Consider the following 22,605-nt stretch of genomic DNA (forward strand, 5'->3'; position numbering starts at 1 on the left):
TACATTCCCTCCAATGAAAGATCCTACACTTTTTATGTATAAACAATAAAGAAGAGGTTGCTTAGATAAGCACACCTCTCTTTACCCTATTTATAGTATATCAAAAACTAGTGATTAAAAACTACCGGTGTTTACTTTGGCTGGCCTCGTTACGGGTTCTGTTAATTTTTCTCCATTTTCTTTTAACAAATCCGCTTTCCCTTTAACTGTAACAGCCACACTTTCGATTCCTTTTTGTTCAGTTAACGTTAGGACAAGTGATTGAAGTGCTTGAGATGATATGATTTTTTGTTCTTCATCAAGGCTTCCGTAGATCGCTTCATTAAAATCTAATGTGACTTTTCCATCTTCATATTTTGGAGCACTTAGTAATTCAACCTCATTTTGGAAACCACTTAGCAGTCCTGTAGATAGATTAGGTCCCTTAGCTAATTCTTCAACTGCTGACACAATTGGATCTGTTTCTGTATTGCTAACACGCTTTGTCACTGGAACATAATACTGTTGTCCATCTGAATCTGCCATGTAGTAAACCGTTAATGGATGTGTATTTGTTATATCGACTACATCACTAGAATCATGATTTATACCAATCTCTCTACTAACACCGTCTTGAATTGGTGTACCATTAACAGGCATTTCCTTTTGTTCATGCCCATTCACCCATATTTTCACCGTTTTAACGGTATCAAACTGCGTGAGTGTCCACGTAATCGCTTGTAAAATCCTGGCCTCGTCTTCTTTTTTATAGGTATTAAATTCCTTAGAAAAATCTGCAATTGCAACACCATCTTTAATGTCGACTCCTAATACTTGTGTGTCTGGAGGCAGAACTGCTCGAAACCCGTTTGGAAGCATATTCGAAATAGGTCCACCCTCTACTAAGTATTCTAATGCTTGTTTTGCTACACTTTTCGTTTCTGGAAGAGTCACTGCATATGGAACAACAAATCCATTTTTATCAATTAAAAATAATTGATTTGTTACCTTCTCAGCTGCTTCTTCACCTTTTACGTCTCCCTCTTGTCCTTCCGATTGCAGTTGTTCTACATCTTCTGTTAATGTCACATCTTGTGGTGGATCAATCTCTTTTTTTGCTTGGTCCGCATTGAATAAACCACAACCAGAGAGTAACATGGATGACGCAATGACTGTGATTGCTATCTGTTTGTTGTATTTAGACATTAAAATCCCTCCAAAGGCAGTTTGTACTACTATGTATACGAGCTATGAATCGTTTTAGACCGATTTTTTGTACAAACTTTTATCGAAAAGCGGAAACGCCTGTTTAGCCCCGACAAGCATAAGACGATTAGGAATAGAAGGTGTGCACTTTACCTTCAATTCCTAATTGGCTTATGACCTCGAGGGGCTAGGCGTTGCAGCTAGACAATCCGAAAAGCGGAAACGCCTTGTTCAGCCCCGACAGGCATAAGCCGCACCATAATAGAAGGTTTTCTTTACCTTCAATTATGGTGTGGCTTATGACCCCGAGGGGCTAGGCGTTGCAGCTAGACAATGAAAAGCGGAAATGCCTGTTTAGCTCCGAAGGTTAAAACTTTTTTCCAGACCTATAACTTCTTATATGAATAAAAAAAACACAATGCCCACTGACACTGTGTTTGAATTGTTCGTTTTATAATTTTACATTTTCAATATTATCTAATGAAATGGATCTAACATTTTCAATTGGATGCTCAAACCATTTAGATGCAATTTTTTCAAATAACTGCTGTGAACCTGTTGTTAAAAATACATGCTTTTTCTTTCCAGAGGATTGGTTTAAAGCTTTTTTATAAGATAGAATTGTACTAACCTCTCTAGCCGTTTCATCACCAGAGCAAATAATATTCACTGCTTGTCCCATATACTCCTCAATTTGTGTCTGTAGAATTGGATAATGCGTGCAGCCGAGAATTAAAGTATCTATGGTAGAATCTTTTAAAGGCTCTAATGATTCTTCAACAATTCGTTTCGCTTCTACTCCATCAAATTCGCCACTTTCAACTAATGGGACAAATTTCGGACATGCTAAGCCCTCAACTGTTAAACTATTATTTAATGTTTTTAATGCAGTCTCATATGCAGCACTCTTTATCGTATTAATCGTCCCAATAACACCAATATGGTCGTTATTTGTTACTTTAATAGCAGTTCGAGCTCCAGGAAAGATGACTCCAATAACAGGTATATCAATTTTTTCTTGAATTTCTTGTAAAGCAATTGCTGTAGCCGTATTGCATGCAATGACTAGCATTTTGATATGATGATTTTCTAATAAGTAATTCGTCATCTCCCATGTGAAACGAAGAACCTCTTCAGCAGGTCTAGGTCCATACGGACAACGTGCTGTATCACCTAAGTATATAATTTCTTCTTTTGGTAATTGTCTCATGATTTCTTTTGCAACAGTTAATCCGCCTACTCCAGAATCAATGACACCGATTGGACTTTTCAATTAATTTCCCTCATTCTTCTCTCATTTCATGTTGACACTTAAACTAACAACCTTAAAGCATATATTATATATTTATTCGTATATCACTACATTCTTTTGGGTCATTTACGCAATAACATATCATATTTTCCACGTTTTTATCAAAAAATGCAAGTTACATATTTATTTATTGGCTTCCAAATGATAATAACCGGCTTCCTTACTTAAAAGGCTAGCCGGTATTAATTAGAGCTCTAGTTCACCCATTCGAAGGAGCTCAACAACTGCTTGAGAACGTCCCTTAACACCAAGCTTTTGCATCGCATTCGAGATATGGTTTCGAACCGTTTTTTCGCTTATGAAGAGCTCGCTAGCAATCTCTTTTGTGGTTTTATCTTGAACTAACAATTCGAATACTTCTCTCTCTCTTTTCGTGAGTAGTGGCTTTGATTGAAACTCTTTCTCTTTCAAGTATTGTAACCCTCCTTGCTAAGGTGAGAGCTGGTCTAACGTGTGGGTATATATTTAGTCAACATATATTATGTGGTACATAGAAACTCTGTGACAGAAAGATGATAAAATAGTAAGTTTTATAAGCGTCTAATTTTCGGAGCTATTTGTTCTATTTGTTTTTTAACAGCATTATATCTTCTTCAGACCATGGAACACTTTTTCCTGTATGCTTTGAAATTTGTACCATCGTTCCACGGCCAACAAATAGACTTTTACCACTTTCATTTTTCCCTAGATAATGGAGATCAACAGATGAAGTTCCAATTTGATTTACTTTCACAAATAATGTGAGATTTTCATCAAAAAAAGCTTGATGTAGAAAATTACATTGTAAGTCTGCTACTACTGGAATCCTTTCTCCATTTGAACTCAGCCATTGTTGCATTAATCCAACGCTTTTAAAAAACTCAATTCTTCCTATTTCAAAATATGTAAATGGAACGGTATTGTTCATATGTCCAAACATATCTGTTTCACAAAAGCGAATTTTTATTTGAGTTGAAAAAGTAAAACTGTTTAGATATGTCTCATCTAAGTGATCTATATATGAAATATTTTTCATTTTTCCCATTCCTTTAAATAAGATTCGTTTGATAAATATAGAAAAAGGACTGGCCTTCAAGAGGTCAGTCCTAACTCATTTTAGTATATTATCCTTGGTCGCTTCCAAAGAAATTTCGGAAAGATTGGATTGCTGTATCGCGGTTTAAAGCAGCAATCGATGTTGTCAAAGGAATACCTTTAGGACATGATTGAACACAGTTTTGTGAATTACCGCAGTTAGCTAATCCGCCGTCACCCATAATTGCTTCAAGACGATCTGATTTATTCATTTCACCAGTTGGGTGTGCATTAAATAAACGTACTTGAGATAGTGGAGCTGGACCAATAAAATTAGATTTGCTATTTACATTTGGACATGCTTCTAAACATACACCACAAGTCATACATTTTGAAAGTTCGTATGCCCATTGACGTTTTTTCTCAGGCATACGTGGTCCAGGACCTAAATCATATGTTCCATCTACTGGAATCCATGCCTTTACTTTCTTAAGTGAGTCAAACATGCGCTTACGATCAACTTGTAAGTCACGAACAACTGGGAATGTACGCATCGGTTCAAGTCGGATCGGCTGTTCTAATTGATCAATTAGTGCTGAACAAGATTGACGCGGCTTCCCATTAATGATCATCGAGCATGCTCCACATACTTCTTCTAGACAGTTCATATCCCAAGAGATAGGTGCTGTTTGCTTTCCTTCAACAGTTACAGGATTTCTGCGAATTTCCATTAATGCCGATATAACGTTCATATTTGGTCGATATGGAACTTCGAATTTTTCCTGGTAAGGGGCTGCTTCAGGTGAATCTTGTCGAGTAATAATAAATTGGACTACTTTATTCTCGCTCATTATTTCTCCCCCTCTTTACTTTTTGAGTAATCACGTTTACGTGGTGTAATTAATGATACGTCAACTTCTTCATACTTAAATTCAGGAGCTGTACGTTCTCCTGTATGTGTAGCCATGGTTGTTTTTAAGAAGTCCTCATCATTACGATCAGGGAATTCTGGTTTATAGTGTGCTCCACGACTCTCATTACGATTGTAAGCACCGAGTGTAATAACACGAGCTAATTGAAGCATATTTTGTAACTGACGAGTAAATGCAGCACCTTGGTTACTCCATTTAGCTGTATCATTAATATTAATCTTATCGTAACGTTCCATAAGTTCTTGAATCTTCTCATCTGTTTTAAGAAGTTTATCATTGTAACGAACAACCGTAACATTATCAGTCATCCATTCTCCTAATTCCTTATGAAGAACATATGCATTTTCATTTCCATCAAGCTTCATAATGTTTTGCCATTTTTCTTCTTGTTGTTTCACATAACCGTCAAACAATGTAGAAGAAAGATCCTCTGCACTCTTTTTAAGACCATTGATATATTTAACTGCATTAGGACCAGCAACCATTCCACCATAAATAGCTGAGAGTAGTGAGTTTGCTCCTAAACGGTTTGCACCGTGCATTGAGTAATCACACTCACCAGCAGCAAATAAACCAGGAATGTTTGTCATTTGATCATAATCAACCCAAAGTCCACCCATTGAGTAGTGAACAGCAGGGAAGATTTTCATCGGAACTTTACGTGGATCCTCACCAGCAAATTTCTCATAGATTTCTATAATTCCGCCCAATTTAATATCGAGCTCTTTCGGATCTTTATGTGAAAGATCTAGGTACACCATGTTTTCTCCGTTTATACCTAGCTTTTGATTCACACAAACATCAAAGATTTCACGTGTTGCGATATCACGTGGAACTAGATTTCCATATGCAGGGTACTTTTCTTCTAAGAAATACCATGGTTTACCATCTTTATACGTCCAAACTCGTCCACCTTCACCACGAGCTGACTCACTCATAAGACGGAGTTTATCATCACCAGGGATTGCTGTTGGATGGATTTGAATAAATTCACCGTTAGCATAAGTTACACCTTGCTGATAAACAATTGATGCAGCAGATCCAGTATTAATAACTGAGTTTGTTGATTTACCAAAGATAATACCAGGACCGCCAGTAGCCATAATAACTGCATCAGAGCGGAATGATTCTATTTGCATAGTAGTAAGATTTTGTGAAGTAATTCCGCGGCAAACGCCATCATCATCAATTACCGCACCTAAAAATTCCCAGCCTTCATATTTTGTAACTAGACCAGCTACTTCATGTCTTCTAACCTGCTCGTCCAATGCATATAATAACTGTTGTCCAGTTGTCGCACCTGCAAAGGCAGTACGATGATATTGAGTTCCGCCAAATCGTCTAAAATCTAGTAATCCTTCAGGAGTACGATTAAACATAACACCCATTCGGTCAAATAAGTGTATGATGCCTGGTGCTGCTTCAGCTAATGCTTTAACAGGCGGCTGATTCGCTAAGAAATCTCCACCGTATACCGTATCATCAAAATGCTCCCAAGGTGAATCACCTTCACCTTTTGTATTAACTGCACCGTTAATTCCTCCCTGTGCACACACAGAGTGAGAACGTTTAACAGGTACTAATGAAAATAAATCTACTTGAACGCCGGCTTCAGCGGCTTTGACAGTAGCCATCAAACCAGCTAGTCCGCCTCCGACAACGATAATTTTACTTTTACTCATTATTGCCCACTCCTTTTAATAGCTAATGCTGAATTAAACGAATGCAAAAATTGCTCGAACACCTACGATCGTAAGCGCCACAAATATTGCAAGCGTTACGTATGTGGAAATAACTTGTGAGCGCGGAGTAACTGTAATTCCCCAGCTTACTGCAAACGACCATAACCCATTAGCAAAATGGAAGATTGTAGAAATAACCCCAATTAAATAGAATACTAGCATAAATGGACTACTTAAAATCGAAGCCATCATATCATAGTTTACTTCTGCACCAAGTGCAGCTGCTATTCTAGTTTCCCAGACGTGCCAAGCAATAAAGATGAATGTTATAATACCTGTTACACGCTGAAGTAAAAATAGCCAGTTGCGTAGAAAACCATAATTGCTTACATTGTTTTTCGCTGTGAATGCAATGTAAACTCCGTAAATAGCATGATATAAAAGCGGAAGGAAAATAATTACGATTTCCAATACATACCTAAACGGCAGCATCTCCATAAAATGTGCTGCATTATTAAATGCTTCTGCCCCTCTTGTAGCAAAGTGATTGACAACAAGATGCTGAACTAAAAAGAGGCCTACAGGGATTACTCCCAGTAGTGAGTGCAGTCTGCGATTTACAAACTCTTTGTTTCCAGCCATTAAACTTACCCCCTAGTATCATTATTGCGCCCACGTTTTTGACTCATTTTTTAATTTTCCACCCGTTCATCATTTCAAGGTAAACTTAATCTATTATCATAGGGTAGTCACCGTGAAGATATAGAAAATATCCTGGGTGGTAACAGGCAGTATGTAACTAATAATCTACCAGTTAAGTAGAGATAAAATGTGACAAATTCATTTTACTCCCATAAAGTTTAAGCGTCAAGAAAACGCGTTCATAAATTTTAATTTTTCGACAAATCTTTAATTTTAATTAATCGCAGTATTTTTCCCTAAGATTGTGGCTTAACAATTGTACAATAATTTGATTTTTAATTCATATTACATGTTTTTCATAGTAGTTCTTGTTATATAATAAAGCAGAGAAAGAGGGGAATACCGTGAATAAACAATCAATCCTTGTAAATATGGAAGAATTAAAAGATATCCAAGTACCAGCATTCGGTTTTGAATTACTTAGAGAGGTCTTGCTCCCAGATATACTTGGTCAGGATCATGCTCAAATGCTTTATTGGGCCGGCAAAGGATTAGCTCGTAAATATCCGGTCGATACAATTGATGAGATCTCCGCTTTTTTTGAATCAGCAGGTTGGGGTACACTTACCTTACTACATAAAAAAAATAATGAAATGGAATTTGAGCTGCATGGAGAGCTCATTTCAATCCGATTTAATAAAGCTAATGAATACACCTTTCAATTAGAAGCCGGCTTCATTGCAGAACAGCTCCAAGCAATCAATAAGCACATAACTGAAACATATGAACAAGTTAAAAAACGTGCCAATAAAGTTGTATTCACAGTTAAATGGGACCATAAAGACATACTTGAAGAACAACATCCAATAGGTAAAAGAAGCAATCGAAAATTGTAATGTCACTCATTATGAGCTAATTTTATAGCAGGGGGTTGCACATAAGTGCCCCCCTCACTATTCTATTATATTCTCGTTACTTCTTTAGATAGTTCGAATGTACTGTGAAGCACATCAACAGCAGGAACCATTTGTTCTTGAGCAATTACTGTTGAAACCTTTATTTCCGAAGTACTCACCATTTTCACTTCAACTCCCTGACCAGCTAACACAGCAAACATTTCAGCTGCAACACCAGGGTTTGAAACCATACCAGAACCCACAATTGATACTTTTGCAAGTCCTGATTCTACTTCAATTCTCTCATAATTTAGGTCAGCTTTAAGTTGCTTAAGAATTGTATTTGTATCATCAAGATCACTTGTTTTAATAGAAAATGATATCGATGTTTTATTAACACTCGTTGTATTTTGTATGATAATATCAACATTTATTCCGTGATTAGCTAATCTTGAAAAAATAGTAGAAAGTGTCGGTAATTCATTAGGTAAACCTAATACTGATACTCTTGTTACTTGATCTTCAAATGCAATACCTCTAACGATTAAGTTTTCTTCCATGTTTGATTCCTCCCCAATTATCGTCCCTCTTTCATTTTCCATACTGGAACGAACTTCTAACAATACATTGTAGTTTTTTGCAAATTCTACTGCACGCGGATGTAAAACACCTGCCCCCAAATTAGCCAACTCAAGCATTTCATCATAGGAAATAGTCTCAAGTTTGCGAGCACCCTTCACATACCTTGGGTCTGTTGTGTAAACACCTGTTACATCTGTATAAATATCACATTTATCCGCTTTTAAAGCGGCAGCTAGTGCAACTGCAGTAGTATCAGAACCGCCCCTGCCTAATGTTGTAATTTGATTCTCATCTGACACACCTTGAAATCCAGCGACAACGACTATTTTCTCCTCAGCTAATTCCTTTAATATTTGGTCTGTATTAATATTAGTAATTCTTGCATTTCCATGACTTGCTTCTGTTTCAATACCTGCTTGCCATCCTGTAAACGAAATAGCTTGATAACCTTTTTCCTGAAGTGCCATTGATAATAAGGAAATTGTAACTTGTTCACCAGTTGTAAGAAGCATATCCATTTCCCTTTTATTAGGTTTTGAGGTTATTTGTCCTGCAAGTTCTACAAGATGATCTGTCGATTTACCCATTGCTGAAACAACAACAACGACATCATTCCCATTCTCTTTCTCTTGAATAACACGGTTTGCAACATTAAGAATTCTTTCAACAGTACCGACTGAGGTACCACCGAATTTTTGAACAATTATACCCAACACAATCTCACCCTTCTGTTATATTCAATGATCGGATATGTCTGATAAAAAGGTTAGAGTCTCTTTCAAAAGCGCAGGCGCGTCACCATCACCGACAAATCGAGACTGTCGAAAGTCAAAATACGCACAAATTGCATTTTGAATGCACTTTGTTCAAAATAACGGTTCTGGATGCCATGTGCTTATCCACAGTTCAAGAGCTAGATCATTTCCTAAGCAATAAAAAAAGCAATGAGACGAAAAACATCCCATTGCTTATAAAAACGAAACAAACTTCGTTTCTTACAATGAGATAGCTCTCCAAGAAAATTTTTCTTGACAATTTTACATCTCTTAAATGTAAAACCAGCAAATAAAGCAAATGGTGCTTTAATCACTTCGGCGAATACCCCTTTCACCAGCTGTCCTTGGATACCATTCTCCTCGAACTGGTTACTCTTGAAATTCGCACCTCTACCATCATTTAACAAACTTACGATCAAAGTATGAAATTAATTAATATCCTATCAGATAATACCGAAAATAACAACCTATTCTTTTAGATACTCAACGATTTGTTTGGCAAGATTCTCAGGCATTCCAGCTTCTTTAAACTGCTCAATACTTGCTTCTTTCATTTTCTTTAAAGATCCGAAATGTTTTAAAAGCAATTTCTTTCGTTGTGCCCCTACACCTGGAATTTCGTCTAAAACAGATTGAAATGCATTTTTACCGCGGAGCTGACGATGAAATGTGATGGCAAAACGATGAACTTCATCTTGAATTCGTTGAAGTAGATAAAATTCCTGACTATTTCTCTCCAATTGGATAAAGACAGGCGGAGATCCAATAAGTAACTCAGAAGTTCGATGTTTATCATCTTTTACAAGACCTGCAACAGGGATATTAAGGGCTAACTCATTTTCCAGAACATCTTGGGCAGCAGCTAAATGTCCTTTTCCTCCATCAATAATGACTAGGTCTGGTAATGGAAGTTCTTCTTTAAGTGCACGACTATATCGTCTTCTAACAACCTCTCTCATAGATTCGTAGTCATCAGGACCTTGAACACCTTTTATTTTATATTTTCTGTAATGCTTTTTAGCTGGTTTTCCATCTTCAAAAACAACCATTGCTGATACAGGATCTGTTCCTTGAATATTAGAATTATCAAATGCCTCAATGCGGTGTGGTGTATGAATGCCAAGTTTATCACCAAGGTTTTCAACAGCTTTTATGGTTCTTTCTTCATCACGTTCAATTAAAAAGAATTTTTCTTTAAGCGCGATCTTTGCATTTTTATGTGCCAATAAAATTAAATCCTTCTTTTTACCTCGCTTTGGCTGTAATGTTGTTACATCTAAAAGCTGCTCGACTAATCCATTTTCAATACTATCTGGTAATAATATTTCCTTTGGAACAAAGTGATTTGCTTTCAAATAAAATTGCCCTAGATACGTTAAAAACTCTTGCTCCGGACTATCATATATCGGGAACATTGATACTTCGCGTTCAATTAACTTACCTTGGCGAATGAAGAAGACTTGAACACACATCCACCCTTTATCATAGGCATACCCAAACACATCACGATCAACAAAGTCATTTAGCGTCATTTTTTGCTTTTCCATCGTTGCTTCAATATGGAGGATTTGGTCACGGAATTCCTTCGCACGTTCGAATTCTAATGCTTCTGATGCTTTGACCATTTTTTCCGTTAGCTCTTCTTTAATGTTTTTATATCCGCCATTAAGAAATTTGGTGATTTCTTCTACCATCTGACGATTCGTTTCTTCTGAAACATCTTTTACACATGGTGCTAAGCATTGTCCCATGTGATAATAAAGACAGACTCGATCAGGTAATGTGGAACATTTTCTTAGTGGATATAACCGATCTAGAAGTTTGATTGTCTCACGAGCAGATTGTACGTTTGGGTATGGGCCAAAATACTTGCCCTTGTCTTTTTTAACTTTTCTCGTTGCAAGTAACCGCGGATGACGTTCATTTGTAATTTTTATAAATGGATATGTTTTATCATCCTTTAACATCACATTATATTTTGGATCATACTTTTTAATTAAATTTAATTCTAAAATTAGTGCCTCTAAGTTTGATGAAGTAACAATATATTCAAAATCAACAATTTCGTTTACTAATCGTAATGTTTTCCCATCATGTGATCCTCTAAAATAGGAACGTACTCTGTTTCTTAATACTTTGGCTTTGCCGACATATATAACTGTTCCTTGACGATCTTTCATGATATAACAGCCTGGCTGATCAGGAAGAAGTGCAAGCTTTTCCCTTAATTGATCGATCATAGCAGACACCCCTTTTGGTAAAAATTATATAGACAATAATCCCCGACTATAAAGTAATGTATAGCAGCGGATTATTGTCTATCTTTGTCATTTTAACATGACTTTATCTATTCGTCTCAGCAAGACTTTATACAGTCCCAAATGATTTACGTTCTTTTCCGACAAACGTTTTTGGTAAGTTGTACTTTTTGCAAATGTGTTATCTCGAAATAGGATATCTATTTTTAGCACATTATTCTTCTTTTCATTTTAAAAAGGGACTGACAGAAGTCAATCCCTAAAATTTTACACGTGTTTATTTAATACTTCAGCAAGTGCTTCTTTTGGCTGGTAACCAACAGCTTTATCAACAACTTCTCCATCTTTTAAGACAAGAAGAGTAGGGATGCTCATAACTCCGAATTTGCCAGCAGTTTCTTGGTTTTCGTCAACATCAACTTTGACGATCTTTACTTTATCTCCCATATCTCCGTCAAGTTCTTCTAGAACTGGAGCGATCATTTTACAAGGTCCGCACCATGGTGCCCAAAAGTCGACTAATACAACGCCTTCTTTCGTTTCGTTTAAAAATGTTTGATCAGTAGCATGTGTTATTGCCATTTTCATTCCTCCTATATAAGGCTAAAATATGTTTTAGTATAGCATCCACTTACGAACTTAGCTACCATTTTGCTTCACTAATACTTTTCCCTATGTTCTGTTAACAAAACATTGTTTTTTCTTAGAATATTTTCCTATCATAAATAAAGCACGCAATTATGCGTGCTCATTATTTTCGTATTATGCATGGACGTTTAATTTTTTAAACTCTTCTGTTAGCAATGGGACTACTTCAAATAGATCACCAACAATCCCGTAATCTGCCACTTTAAAAATGTTAGCTTCAGGATCTTTATTTATTGCCACAATTACTTTTGAATTGGACATTCCAGCTAAATGTTGGATTGCCCCGGAAATTCCACATGCAATATATAAATCTGGTGTAACAACCTTTCCAGTTTGGCCTATCTGTAATGAATAATCACAGTACTCTGCATCACATGCCCCGCGCGAAGCACCGACGGCACCACCTAAAACAGCAGCTAATTCTTTTAATGGTTCGAAACCTGCTTCACTTTTTACTCCACGTCCACCAGCAATGACGACTTTTGCTTCAGATAAATCTACTCCTTCAGATGCTTTACGTACAACTTCTTTCACGATCGAACGTAAATCTTTTATATCTACTGATAATACAGTTGTTTCGCCGCTTCTTTCTTCATCCTTTTCTAAAGGTGCAATATTATTTGGCCGGATTGTAGCAAAAATTATGCCATCTGTTACAATTTTCTTTTCAAATGCTTTTCCCGAATATATTGGCCTTGTGAAGACAACATTCTCACCAGCCACTTCAATTGCCGTTGCATCAGAAATTAATCCAGAGTTTAATTTGGCAGCAATTTTAGGTGATAAATCTTTTCCTAAAGCTGTGTGTCCAAATACAATCCCTTCAGGTTTTTCTTCTTGAATAACAGCTAAAACAGCCTGTGAATAGCCATCAGGTGTATATGTATTAAGCTTAGTATTTTCAACCGCAACTACACGATCAGCACCATATTGAATAAGTTCTGAGGATAGAGATGCCACACCTTCACCAACTAAAACAGCAACAACTTCTCCTCCTTCTGATACAACCTTGCCTGCAGCAATTGCTTCAAAAGAAACATTACGTAATGCTTGATCACGAACCTCACCTAATACAAGTACTTTTCTTGCCATGATATTTCCCCCTGTTCAATTATTTGATTCGTTTCATTCTCCCAAAGTTGCCATACTGTTTAGTTTGTTAAATGACCTTTGCCTCGTTACGTAAGAGTGATACTAATTCTTTTACTTGTGCATCCAACTCACCCTCTAAAACCTTACCTGCTTCTTTTTTCATTGGTAAGAAAATTTCTATGGTTTTTGTTTTTGGTGCTACATCAGCTTCTTCTAAATCAAGATCATCTAATTCAAGCTCATCAAGAGGCTTTTTCTTCGCCTTCATTATTCCTGGTAGTGATGGATAACGCGGTTCATTTAAACCTTGCTGCGCTGTTACTAATAAAGGCAATGTCGTTTCAATTACTTCTGAATCACCTTCAACGTCTCGGACAACAGTTGCTTTATTTCCATCGATTTCGAGCTTCGTAATTGTTGTTACATATGATATATTTAATAATTCAGCTAAACGTGGTCCCACCTGACCTGAACCACCATCAATGGCAACATTACCGCCTAGGATGATATCTGCCTCTTTATCTTTAAAAAATTCAGCTAAAATTCTAGATGTCGTAAATTGATCTCCTGCTTCCAACTCTTCTTCTGTATTAATTAACACAGCTTTATCACACCCCATTGCTAAAGCTGTCCTTAATTCTTTCTCAGACTCTTCCCCGCCAATTGTAATGACCGTCACTTCACCGCCATGAGCGTCACGTAATTGAATTGCTTCTTCGATTGCATATTCATCATAAGGATTAATGATAAATTCTGCTCCATCATCATTAATTTGTCCATTTTTAACAGCAATTTTTTCTTCTGTGTCAAATGTTCTTTTCATTAATACGAAGATATTCATTTCCCATTCCCCCATGTTTTCATTTAATCTTTTCCAATGTTGTCATCCCTTGTTATTCTCCAATGAAATTTGGTTTTCTTTTCTCAACAAATGCTGAAATCCCCTCTTTTGCATCAGCACTTTCAAAAATATCACCAAACCACACTGACTCTTGTTTAATAGCTTCTTGGTATGTAAGCGTTTTTCCTGCTTGAAGCAAAGAAATAATATACTTCACAGATAGCGGACTTTTCTGTGCAAACTTACCAGCCAGACTTTTTGCTGCCTCTAGTATCGTCTCTTCAGAGTATGCATGGTTAGCAAGTCCAAGTTTAACAGCTTCTCTGCCTAAAATAGGTTCACTTGAAAGCATCATTTCTAATGCCCGACCAGTTCCTACGTATTTAGGTAATCTTTGAGTTCCGCCAAATCCTGGTATTAGGCCGAGTTGTGCTTCCGGCAAGCCCAATTTTGCCTCCTCTGTTACAAGTCGAAGATGACAGGACATTGCTAGCTCTAAGCCACCACCTAATGCTGCACCATGTATGGCTGCAATTACTGGCTTTTGGTAATTTTCAATTCGTTCAAACAATTGCTGACCTCGCTGAGATAATATCGTAAATTCCTTCCCTGAAGGAACACCGACAAATTCTTTTATATCTGCTCCGGCAGAGAAAAAACGTCCTTCCCCATGTAATACAATCGCACGAACCTCATTGTCTGTTTCAAGTTCATCAAACAATTGTGAAAGCTCTATCAACACTGATGACGATAATGAATTTGCAGGCGCATGATTTATAGAAACTACAGCAATAAAATTTTCTTTATTTAGTTTTAAAAACTCCATCCATATCCTCCTCGTATTTTACGTCTGTTACTATCATGTATATTGAAATATGATGAAAAAATACTCCATTATTAGGACAACATTTTTTCATAAATGAATTGACTTTGACCTTCTTAAATTACTTTTTTTATAATAAATTGTGCCTTCTATAAGCGGTCGTTCTTTTATTCTCGAATCTGAAAAACGGTTCAATGTCTATTCGTGTCAGATTTCGTGAGAAAAACTTCATTTTGATTTTACAAACCCATAAATAAATAAATCATGAACTTGCTTTGCTTGTTTTGATAAATCATATTTTTGATCATTCATTACCCAAGTTGTTACCGTTTCATCAATTGTGCCAAAAATCATTTGTCTTGTAAGACGGAGATCTAAATCTTCCCTGAATTCTCCTGTCTCTTTACCTGAAGTAATAATTTTATCAACGACATTTAAATAGCCTTTTAGCACTTCATTTATACGAAGTCTTAATTCCTTATTCGATTGTCTTAGTTCAAGCTGTGTAACGATTGCTAAGTGATGATCTTCAGCAAGCAATGAAAAATGTTTTTCAATCAATGTGTATAACTGATCTGCAGCTGATTGCTTTAACTTTATTTCGTCTTCAATTTTTTCTATAAACATTCCCATTTTTTCTTGAAAAAGTGAAACAAGGATATCTTCTTTGTTTTTAAAATATAAATAAATGGTTCCATCAGCAACTCCTGCTTGCTTTGCGATCTTCGAAACTTGTGCTTGATGATATCCATTTTCTGCTATTACAATAACTGCTGCTTCGATGATTTGTTTATATTTTGGTTTTTTCTGTTTCAATGTTCTACTCTCCTTTGTGAAATGAATGAATAATCATTCATATTTTCATCTTAATTTTTCCTGTTCATTCTGTCAAGCCTCATTTCTGCTTTATTTAATTCCTGATGGAGAAGGATGACTTTTATAAGTCTCCTCCTCCATCAGGCTATTAATTCGCATTTTTTATTTTTTCAGTTTCTTCCTCAATTAGTGCACGTCTTAATATTTTACCAACAGCGGTTTTCGGAAGTTCTTTTCTAAATTCATATATACGGGGTACTTTATAAGCCGCAAGATGCTGACGGGCATAATCATTCATTTCTTCGATTGTCGCAGTTTGATTTTCCTTTAATACAATATATGCTTTAACAGTTTCTCCCCGATAAGGATCTGGTACTCCAGCAACAACAACTTCTTGCACTTTTTCATGTTCATAAAGAACTTCTTCTATTTCACGTGGATATATATTAAATCCGCCTGCAATAATCATATCTTTTTTACGATCAATAATATAAAAATACCCTTCCTCATCCATATAGCCAACATCTCCAGTAAGCAACCAGTCTTCTTTCATTGTAGCTTCTGTCTCTTCTTTCTTATTCCAATACCCTTTCATCACTTGTGGTCCCCGAACGGCAATTTCTCCAATTTCATTTGGTTCAGCAACCCCGCCAGTTTCATAAGAAAAAATAACTGAATCTGTATTCGGCCAAGGAACACCTATACTGCCTTTTTTTCTTTTATCCCAAAAAAAGTTTGCATGTGTAACTGGTGACGCTTCTGATAATCCATAACCCTCAACAACACGCCCCCCAGTTACTTTCTCAAATTGTTCTTGGATTTCAACCGGCAGAGGAGCAGAACCACTTATACAGCAAGAAATCGATTTAAGATCGTATTTTTCAATATCAGGATGGTTCAGTAATGCAATATAAATTGTCGGGGCACCTGGAAAAAGTGATGGTCTTAATTTTTCAATCGTTTTTAATGTTTCAGATGCATCAAACTTCGGCAAAAGGATCATTTTATAGCCTTGCATGACAGATAAATTTAAAACGGTTGTCATGCCATATACATGGAATAAAGGAACGATTCCTAGCATGGATTCTTCTCCTCTTTTACATTTATACATCCATGTTGCACACATTTTTGTATTTGCAATTATGTTTTTATGTGTCAGCATAACTCCTTTTGGAAAGCCTGTCGTTCCACCTGTATATTGAAGTAGTGCAATATCATCTGATGATCTCATCTCAACTTTATTAATAGTCTGTTCGGCTACATCCATAATTTTTTTAAATAAATGAGTATCTCCTTGATGCTCAATTTTGACAATAAGTTGATTTTGCTTTTTTTGAACAAGAGGATATAAAAGGTTTTTAGGGAATGGCAAATAATCTTTTATACTAGTTACAATAATATGCTTTAAATTTGTTAACGCTTTCATTTTTGACACACGTGGATAAAGTAAATCTAAGGTTATGATAAATGTCGCACCACTATCTTTCAGCTGATATTCAAGCTCACGTTCCATGTACAGTGGATTTGTTTGAACAACGATTCCTCCTGCAAGTAACACACTATAATATGCAATGACTGCTTGTGGGCAATTTGGGAGCATGATTGATACTCGATCACCCTTTTGTAATCCCTTTGCTTGAAGGTAGTTTGCCAATTTTAGTGATTGTTTGTAAAGCTCAGAATAAGAAAGTTCTTTTCCTAGGAAATGAATGGCTGTTTTTGTAGGGAATTCACTTGCAGCCTCTTGTAAATATTCATCTAGCGATTTTTCTTCGATTTTGATTTCGTGAGGGATTTGTTCTGGGTATTGATTTAACCAAGGTTTTTGAATGTCCACCTTTTTTCTCCTCCTTCGAATCTTTCGCTATTTTATTAACAACCAACTATGTGGATGATCAACAAAATGTGTAATGATCTGATCTCTCTTAACAATGATTACTTTAGTTGGCGGGAGGGAGACTGGTTGGTGATGATTAGATGAAAAGATCTAAATGAAGATTTAATATGTAGGGGTCCTCCGTCCTCATTTTCCTTCATAAAAAGTATAGCAGATTTTCCTATTTTCAGAAATAAAAATATTTTCAAATAGCATTTGGCCAGGCTCAAACAAACAAGAGCCTGACACTGATGTGTCAAGCTCTTATTTTTTCTAAAAAATGGCTATTTTCTAAGAGATTGTTGCTTTTAAAACGAAAAATATTTAAGGTTGATTGGAGCAGATTGCGAGACTCATGCGGGAGCTGCGGGACAGGTGAGACTCATGCAGGCGTTCACGCCGAGGAGGCTCACCGCCCGCCCAAGCATCCTCTCGCTGCAATCAACCACACCGCACTACTTGGTAAATAGCAACAAAGTTTGCGAAAACAGCCCTTAAAATAGATAAAATTCAAAAAAATGCTAAATAAATAATTCCAATTAATAGAAACAGTCCACATAAAACAAACATTACTTTCGCTAAAGTTTCCAACTTTTAAATAGCACTCTCCCTTAAAGCCCTGCTCCAATAACAAATGATAATCCAACAGAAATAACCAGAGAAATAAAGCCTACTGCTCGATTATCTTTTTGTATTTCTTCATCAATTTTGAATGAGGGTGTCATAAACTCATAAATAAAGTAGCCTAAAAGTAAAAGGATAAAGCCATAAAGTCCTGAGCCCATCATTTCTAATAAGCTCTCGTGCTGATCAATTGAAAAGCGAAAAATATTAGCTATCCCGAATATTTTCCCACCAGTTGCCATAGCTACTGCCATGTTCCCCTTTTGGATTTCTTCCCAATTTTTATATTTCGTTACAAGCTCAAATATCGTTAAAAATACAATGATGCAAAGAACCACAACACTATAGTAGGCAGCAATTTGAACTAAATCGTTTTCCCAAAATTCTTTCATCATACATCTCCTCGCTATTTGAGTTCAACAATGGTTACACCAGTACCACCTTCACCGGCTTCTCCTAAACGAGTATTTTTTACACTCCGGTGATTTTTCAATAATTCCTTCACACCTGTTCGGAGTGCCCCTGTACCTTTCCCATGAATAATCGATACTCTTGGATAGCCAGCTAAGACTGCATCATCTAAATATTTTTCAACTCTAAGCAATGCATTCTCAAAGCGCTCGCCACGTAAATCTAATTCAAGTGAGACGTGATAATCCTTACCTTTTACAGTTGCCAGCGGCTTTTCTTGTACTTCCTGTTTAGCTCTCTTTATATAAAGCAGATCTTTTTCTTTTACTTTCATTTTCATTATTCCCATTTGCACTTGCCATTCATTGTCACTTACTTTATCAATTAAATGACCTTTCTGATCAAAGCTTATCACTTTTACTTCATCACCGGGTAAAAATGTTTGTTTAACCGTTTCTTTCTTTTCAACCTTTTTGCTTTTCTCAAATGTTGGCACTGCATTTTCTAAGCGTTTTCGTGCGTCAATTAACTCATGTTCTTTTATTGTAGCATGCTGTTCTTTTCTTAACCTTCTTAACTCATGAATGATTTTCTCTGCTTCTTGACGTGCTTCTTCAACCTTTTGCTCTGCTTTTAGTTCTGCTTTTTCATATAATGCATCACGCTGCTGATTAAACTCAATGATTTGTTGTTGAAGCTCTTTATGAAGCTGTTCCGCTTCTTTTCGAATTTTTTCAGCTTCCAGTCTTTCTTGCTCTGCCGATTTTTTGCTCGTTTCCAAGGAGGCAATCATCGTATCAACTTCGTTTCGCTCGTCGCTCATTTGAGCCTTTGCCATGTTTATAACATGTTCTTGTAAGCCCAGCCTTTTGGAAATTTCAAACGCATTGCTTCGTCCAGGGACACCGATTAAAAGCTTATAAGTTGGACTTAACGTTGTAATATCGAATTCAACGCTTGCATTAATGACTCCACTGCGGTTGTAGCCATATGCTTTTAATTCTGGATAATGTGTTGTTGCCACAACTCTTGCTCCTCTTCCATACACCTCATCAAGAATAGATATCGCAAGTGCAGCACCTTCTTGTGGATCTGTTCCTGCTCCAAGCTCATCGAAAAGAACTAAGCTCTTTTCATTCACTTTATCAAGGATATCAACAATATTCACCATATGTGAAGAAAACGTACTTAAGCTTTGCTCAATCGATTGCTCATCACCAATGTCTGCATAGACAGCATCAAACACTGCAGTTTCGGAACCATCCTGTGCAGGGATTTGCAAACCTGCTTGAGCCATTAATGTACATAAACCTAATGTTTTTAATGCAACCGTCTTTCCACCTGTATTAGGACCAGTAATAACAATTGTCGTAAAGTCTGTACCCAGCTCAATATCATTTGGAACGACTTCATTTTCTGGTAAAAGAGGATGACGTGCTTTTATTAAGTTTATAATCCCATCGTTGTTAACAGCAGGCTTTATTCCTTTTATTTGTTTTGCATATTTCGCCTTTGTAAACATAAAATCCATTTCAGCTAAACAATATACATTTTGTAGTATGTCATGGCTGTTTTCTGCAACCTTGTCAGATAAAAGCCTTAAAATCCGCTCAATTTCAACCTTTTCCTTCACTTTTGCTTGCTGAAGTGTATTATTTAAATCCACGATAACTTGTGGCTCAATAAATAATGTTGCACCAGAGCTTGATTGATCATGAACAATTCCCCCATATGAGGAACGGTATTCTTGTTTAACAGGTAAGACAAAACGGTCATTTCGGATAGTGATTATCGCATCAGAGAGCATTTTAGTTGCTGCAGATGAGCGAATCATCGATTCTAACTTATCTCTCACTCTTGCTTCTGTTGTTCTAAGCTGCACGCGAATCCCTTTTAATGTTTCACTTGCACTGTCTAATACATACCCATTATCATCGATACAAGTTGCAATATCTTTCTCTAGCTCATGCAGGATAACTATTTTTTCTGCAATCATTGGCAGATGGTATATCTCAATTCCTTCTTCAACCATTTTTTCTATAAAACGTTTCATATTTCGTCCCGCATAAAGGGTGCCTGCTACTTCATTTAATTCACTAGCACTCAGTAAACCGCCGATTTTTGCCCGTTTTACAGTTGCTCTAACATCAACTAATCCTCCTAGGGGTACATTTCCCTTTAAACGAATGACCTTTGCTGCTTCATCTGTTTGATCCTGTGAAGTAACCACTTCATCAAAATTACTTGATGGTATTAACTCTCTAACCTTTTCTTTTCCCAATGAGGATGATGCATGTTTAACAAGTTGGTCTTTTACTTTTTCAAATTCTAAAACATGTAATACTTTTTGCTGCAAGACCGTAAACCTCCTATGAACTAAAGCGGAAGCACCTTGACCACCCCCGACTCCTCGGGGGTGTGGGCGCTGTAGCTAAAAGTCGAACAATTGCTCTAGTTTTATAAATTATTCATTATGATGCCTATTTAAAAATGTTCGTAATTGATCAATATCCCATGTATTGATCACATTGTCACATTCAACCCAGCCCTTTTTCGCTGTAGAGACGCCAATTGTCATATGTTCAAGCATCTCTTTATTATGTGCGTCTGTATTGATGACAAGCTTAACTCCAGCAGCTTGTGCCTTTCTAATATGTTCAGCAGATAAATCTAGTCGATTAGGATTTGCATTTAATTCTAAAGCAGTATCTGTTTCTTTTGCTAGTTGGATAAGCATCTCAACATCTACATCATAGCCTTTTCTTTTTCCGATTAATCGACCTGTCGGATGGGCAATGATATCGACATGGTGATTTTCCAGTGCAGTCTTTAATCGTTTCATAATAACTTCTCGCGAACCTGAAAAGCTGGAGTGAATCGATGCAATGACTAGATCCATCTCAGCCAAAAGCTCATCATCATAATCTAACGAAGCATCTGGTAAAATATCCATTTCTACGCCTGCAAGAATTGTAATATCATCATACTCTTCATTTAATGCATTTATTTCAAGACGCTGTGCTCGTAGGCGCTCTGGTGTTAATCCATTCGCTACCTTTAAATATTGAGAATGATCGGTAATAGCAATATAACGATAGCCTTTTTCACGGCAGGCTTCAACCATTTCCCGTATCGTGAAGGCACCATCACTCCAAGTTGAATGCATATGGAGATCACCTTTGATATCATCGAGACGAATGAGCTTCATATCCTTTTTATATAAATCTACCTCTGAACCATCTTCTCTTATTTCTGGAGGGAAATGCGGAAGATTAAAATATTCATAAAACTCCGCTTCCGTTTCAAAAGTTTTTATCTCGTTTGTTTCATTATTTTCGACACCATATTCACTTATTTTCTCACCACGTTCTTTTGCTAACTGACGCATTCTAACATTATGTTCCTTAGAACCTGTAAAATGATGAAGTGTTGTAGCATACTCTTCTGGTTTAACTAAGCGGAAATCAATACTCACTTCATAATCATATTGTAACTGGACTGAAACCTTCGTATCTCCATTTGCAATGACATCTGAAAGATTCTCGATTTTCAATAGTTGGTCTCGAACTGCTGCTGGTTCATTAGTTGAGATAATAAAGTCCAAATCCTTTATTGTTTCTTTCATTCGGCGAAGGCTGCCTGCTCTTGAAAACTTTTCAATCCCGGTACATTTGGCTAAGTACATTTCAATTTCCTCTGCTATAGGAAGCATAAACGACAGTGGCAGACGTTCAGGGCGGTTTCCCATTTCCTCAATGGCTGCGAGGATTTTTTCTTCTGATTTTTTCCCAAAGCCTGCTAGACCTTGAATTTTATTTTCCTGACAAGCTTGTTTTAACGTTTCAACACTATCAATATGTAATTCTTTATAGAGCTTAGCAATTTTTTTACCACCTAAACCTGGCAACTTTAATAATGGCAATAACCCAGCTGGAACCTCTTGCTGTAATTGTTCTAAAACTTCAGATCTCCCTGATTCAACAAATTCCTTAATAACAGCAGAAGTACCTTTCCCAATTCCTGTGATCGTTGTGAAATCTTCTATTAATGATAGACTGCGATCATCTGTTTCAAGTGCGTTTGCTGCTTTTCGAAATGCTGATATTTTAAACGGATTATCTCCCTTTAGTTCCATTAATACGGCTATTTTTTCCAATAGACGAATTACGTCTTTTTTATGAATGTCCATTCTCTC

Annotated in this window: 19 protein-coding genes and 1 riboswitch; of the genes, 1 reads left to right on the forward strand and 18 read right to left on the reverse strand. The window is 36.6% G+C overall.

The window, feature by feature from the left end:
- Positions 1-114: 114 nt before the first annotated feature.
- The 7 genes from GMB29_RS20595 to GMB29_RS20625 all read right to left on the reverse strand — a co-directional run bounded on the left by GMB29_RS20595 (position 115) and on the right by GMB29_RS20625 (position 6,767).
- Positions 115-1,185 (reverse strand): GerMN domain-containing protein, encoded by a 1,071-nt coding sequence (locus GMB29_RS20595; protein WP_136351968.1) that lies wholly within the window; start codon positions 1,183-1,185, stop codon positions 115-117.
- A 451-nt stretch (positions 1,186-1,636) separates the two neighbouring features.
- On the reverse strand, positions 1,637-2,458 hold the full coding sequence (gene racE / locus GMB29_RS20600) for a glutamate racemase (RefSeq protein WP_136351969.1): 822 nt from the start codon (positions 2,456-2,458) through the stop codon (positions 1,637-1,639).
- A gap of 225 nt (positions 2,459-2,683) precedes the next feature.
- Positions 2,684-2,908, reverse strand: a complete 225-nt coding sequence (gerE, locus tag GMB29_RS20605) for a spore germination transcription factor GerE (protein WP_003184172.1) — start codon at positions 2,906-2,908, stop codon at positions 2,684-2,686.
- Positions 2,909-3,059: 151 nt separating this feature from the next.
- Positions 3,060-3,512, reverse strand: a complete 453-nt coding sequence (locus GMB29_RS20610; RefSeq protein WP_136351970.1) for an acyl-CoA thioesterase — start codon at positions 3,510-3,512, stop codon at positions 3,060-3,062.
- A gap of 88 nt (positions 3,513-3,600) precedes the next feature.
- A complete protein-coding gene (sdhB, locus tag GMB29_RS20615; RefSeq protein WP_136351971.1) occupies positions 3,601-4,362 on the reverse strand; it encodes a succinate dehydrogenase iron-sulfur subunit in 762 nt (253 codons plus the stop codon).
- Positions 4,362-6,125, reverse strand: a complete 1,764-nt coding sequence (gene sdhA / locus GMB29_RS20620) for a succinate dehydrogenase flavoprotein subunit (RefSeq protein ID WP_136351972.1) — start codon at positions 6,123-6,125, stop codon at positions 4,362-4,364. The genes sdhB and sdhA overlap by 1 nt, the downstream gene beginning before the upstream one ends.
- A 33-nt stretch (positions 6,126-6,158) precedes the next feature.
- Positions 6,159-6,767, reverse strand: a complete 609-nt coding sequence (locus GMB29_RS20625; RefSeq protein WP_136351973.1) for a succinate dehydrogenase cytochrome b558 subunit — start codon at positions 6,765-6,767, stop codon at positions 6,159-6,161.
- 431 nt (positions 6,768-7,198) lie between these two features.
- On the opposite strand from GMB29_RS20625, the gene GMB29_RS20630 reads away from it, so the two are divergent.
- A complete protein-coding gene (locus GMB29_RS20630) occupies positions 7,199-7,663 on the forward strand; it encodes a YslB family protein (protein ID WP_136352175.1) in 465 nt (154 codons plus the stop codon).
- Between the two features lie 65 nt (positions 7,664-7,728).
- On the opposite strand, the gene GMB29_RS20635 is transcribed toward GMB29_RS20630, so the two are convergent.
- The 11 genes from GMB29_RS20635 to polX all read right to left on the reverse strand — a co-directional run bounded on the left by GMB29_RS20635 (position 7,729) and on the right by polX (position 22,599).
- Positions 7,729-8,958: an aspartate kinase gene (locus GMB29_RS20635; protein WP_136351974.1), complete on the reverse strand. Its 1,230-nt coding sequence runs from the start codon at positions 8,956-8,958 to the stop codon at positions 7,729-7,731.
- Between the two features lie 285 nt (positions 8,959-9,243).
- Positions 9,244-9,422: riboswitch (Lysine riboswitch) on the reverse strand.
- A 66-nt stretch (positions 9,423-9,488) separates the two neighbouring features.
- Positions 9,489-11,261: an excinuclease ABC subunit UvrC gene (gene uvrC / locus GMB29_RS20640; RefSeq protein WP_136351975.1), complete on the reverse strand. Its 1,773-nt coding sequence runs from the start codon at positions 11,259-11,261 to the stop codon at positions 9,489-9,491.
- Positions 11,262-11,546: 285 nt separating this feature from the next.
- Positions 11,547-11,861, reverse strand: coding sequence for a thioredoxin (gene trxA, locus GMB29_RS20645; RefSeq protein ID WP_136351976.1), 315 nt, complete (start codon positions 11,859-11,861; stop codon positions 11,547-11,549).
- 180 nt (positions 11,862-12,041) lie between these two features.
- Positions 12,042-13,019, reverse strand: a complete 978-nt coding sequence (locus GMB29_RS20650) for an electron transfer flavoprotein subunit alpha/FixB family protein (protein WP_136351977.1) — start codon at positions 13,017-13,019, stop codon at positions 12,042-12,044.
- A 67-nt stretch (positions 13,020-13,086) separates the two neighbouring features.
- A complete protein-coding gene (locus GMB29_RS20655; RefSeq protein ID WP_136351978.1) occupies positions 13,087-13,860 on the reverse strand; it encodes an electron transfer flavoprotein subunit beta/FixA family protein in 774 nt (257 codons plus the stop codon).
- Positions 13,861-13,912: 52 nt separating this feature from the next.
- Positions 13,913-14,686, reverse strand: coding sequence for an enoyl-CoA hydratase (locus GMB29_RS20660; protein ID WP_136351979.1), 774 nt, complete (start codon positions 14,684-14,686; stop codon positions 13,913-13,915).
- A 225-nt stretch (positions 14,687-14,911) separates the two neighbouring features.
- Positions 14,912-15,499: a fatty acid metabolism transcriptional regulator FadR gene (locus tag GMB29_RS20665; protein WP_136351980.1), complete on the reverse strand. Its 588-nt coding sequence runs from the start codon at positions 15,497-15,499 to the stop codon at positions 14,912-14,914.
- 148 nt (positions 15,500-15,647) lie between these two features.
- Positions 15,648-17,330 (reverse strand): AMP-binding protein, encoded by a 1,683-nt coding sequence (locus tag GMB29_RS20670; RefSeq protein WP_136352176.1) that lies wholly within the window; start codon positions 17,328-17,330, stop codon positions 15,648-15,650.
- A 656-nt stretch (positions 17,331-17,986) separates the two neighbouring features.
- Positions 17,987-18,391, reverse strand: a complete 405-nt coding sequence (locus GMB29_RS20675; RefSeq protein ID WP_136351981.1) for a DUF350 domain-containing protein — start codon at positions 18,389-18,391, stop codon at positions 17,987-17,989.
- A gap of 14 nt (positions 18,392-18,405) precedes the next feature.
- Positions 18,406-20,766 (reverse strand): endonuclease MutS2, encoded by a 2,361-nt coding sequence (locus GMB29_RS20680; RefSeq protein ID WP_136351982.1) that lies wholly within the window; start codon positions 20,764-20,766, stop codon positions 18,406-18,408.
- Positions 20,767-20,874: 108 nt separating this feature from the next.
- A complete protein-coding gene (gene polX, locus GMB29_RS20685) occupies positions 20,875-22,599 on the reverse strand; it encodes a DNA polymerase/3'-5' exonuclease PolX (RefSeq protein WP_136351983.1) in 1,725 nt (574 codons plus the stop codon).
- Between the last annotated feature and the right edge of the window lie 6 nt (positions 22,600-22,605).

The organism is Metabacillus sediminilitoris (assembly GCF_009720625.1).
Taxonomy (GTDB): domain Bacteria; phylum Bacillota; class Bacilli; order Bacillales; family Bacillaceae; genus Metabacillus; species Metabacillus sediminilitoris.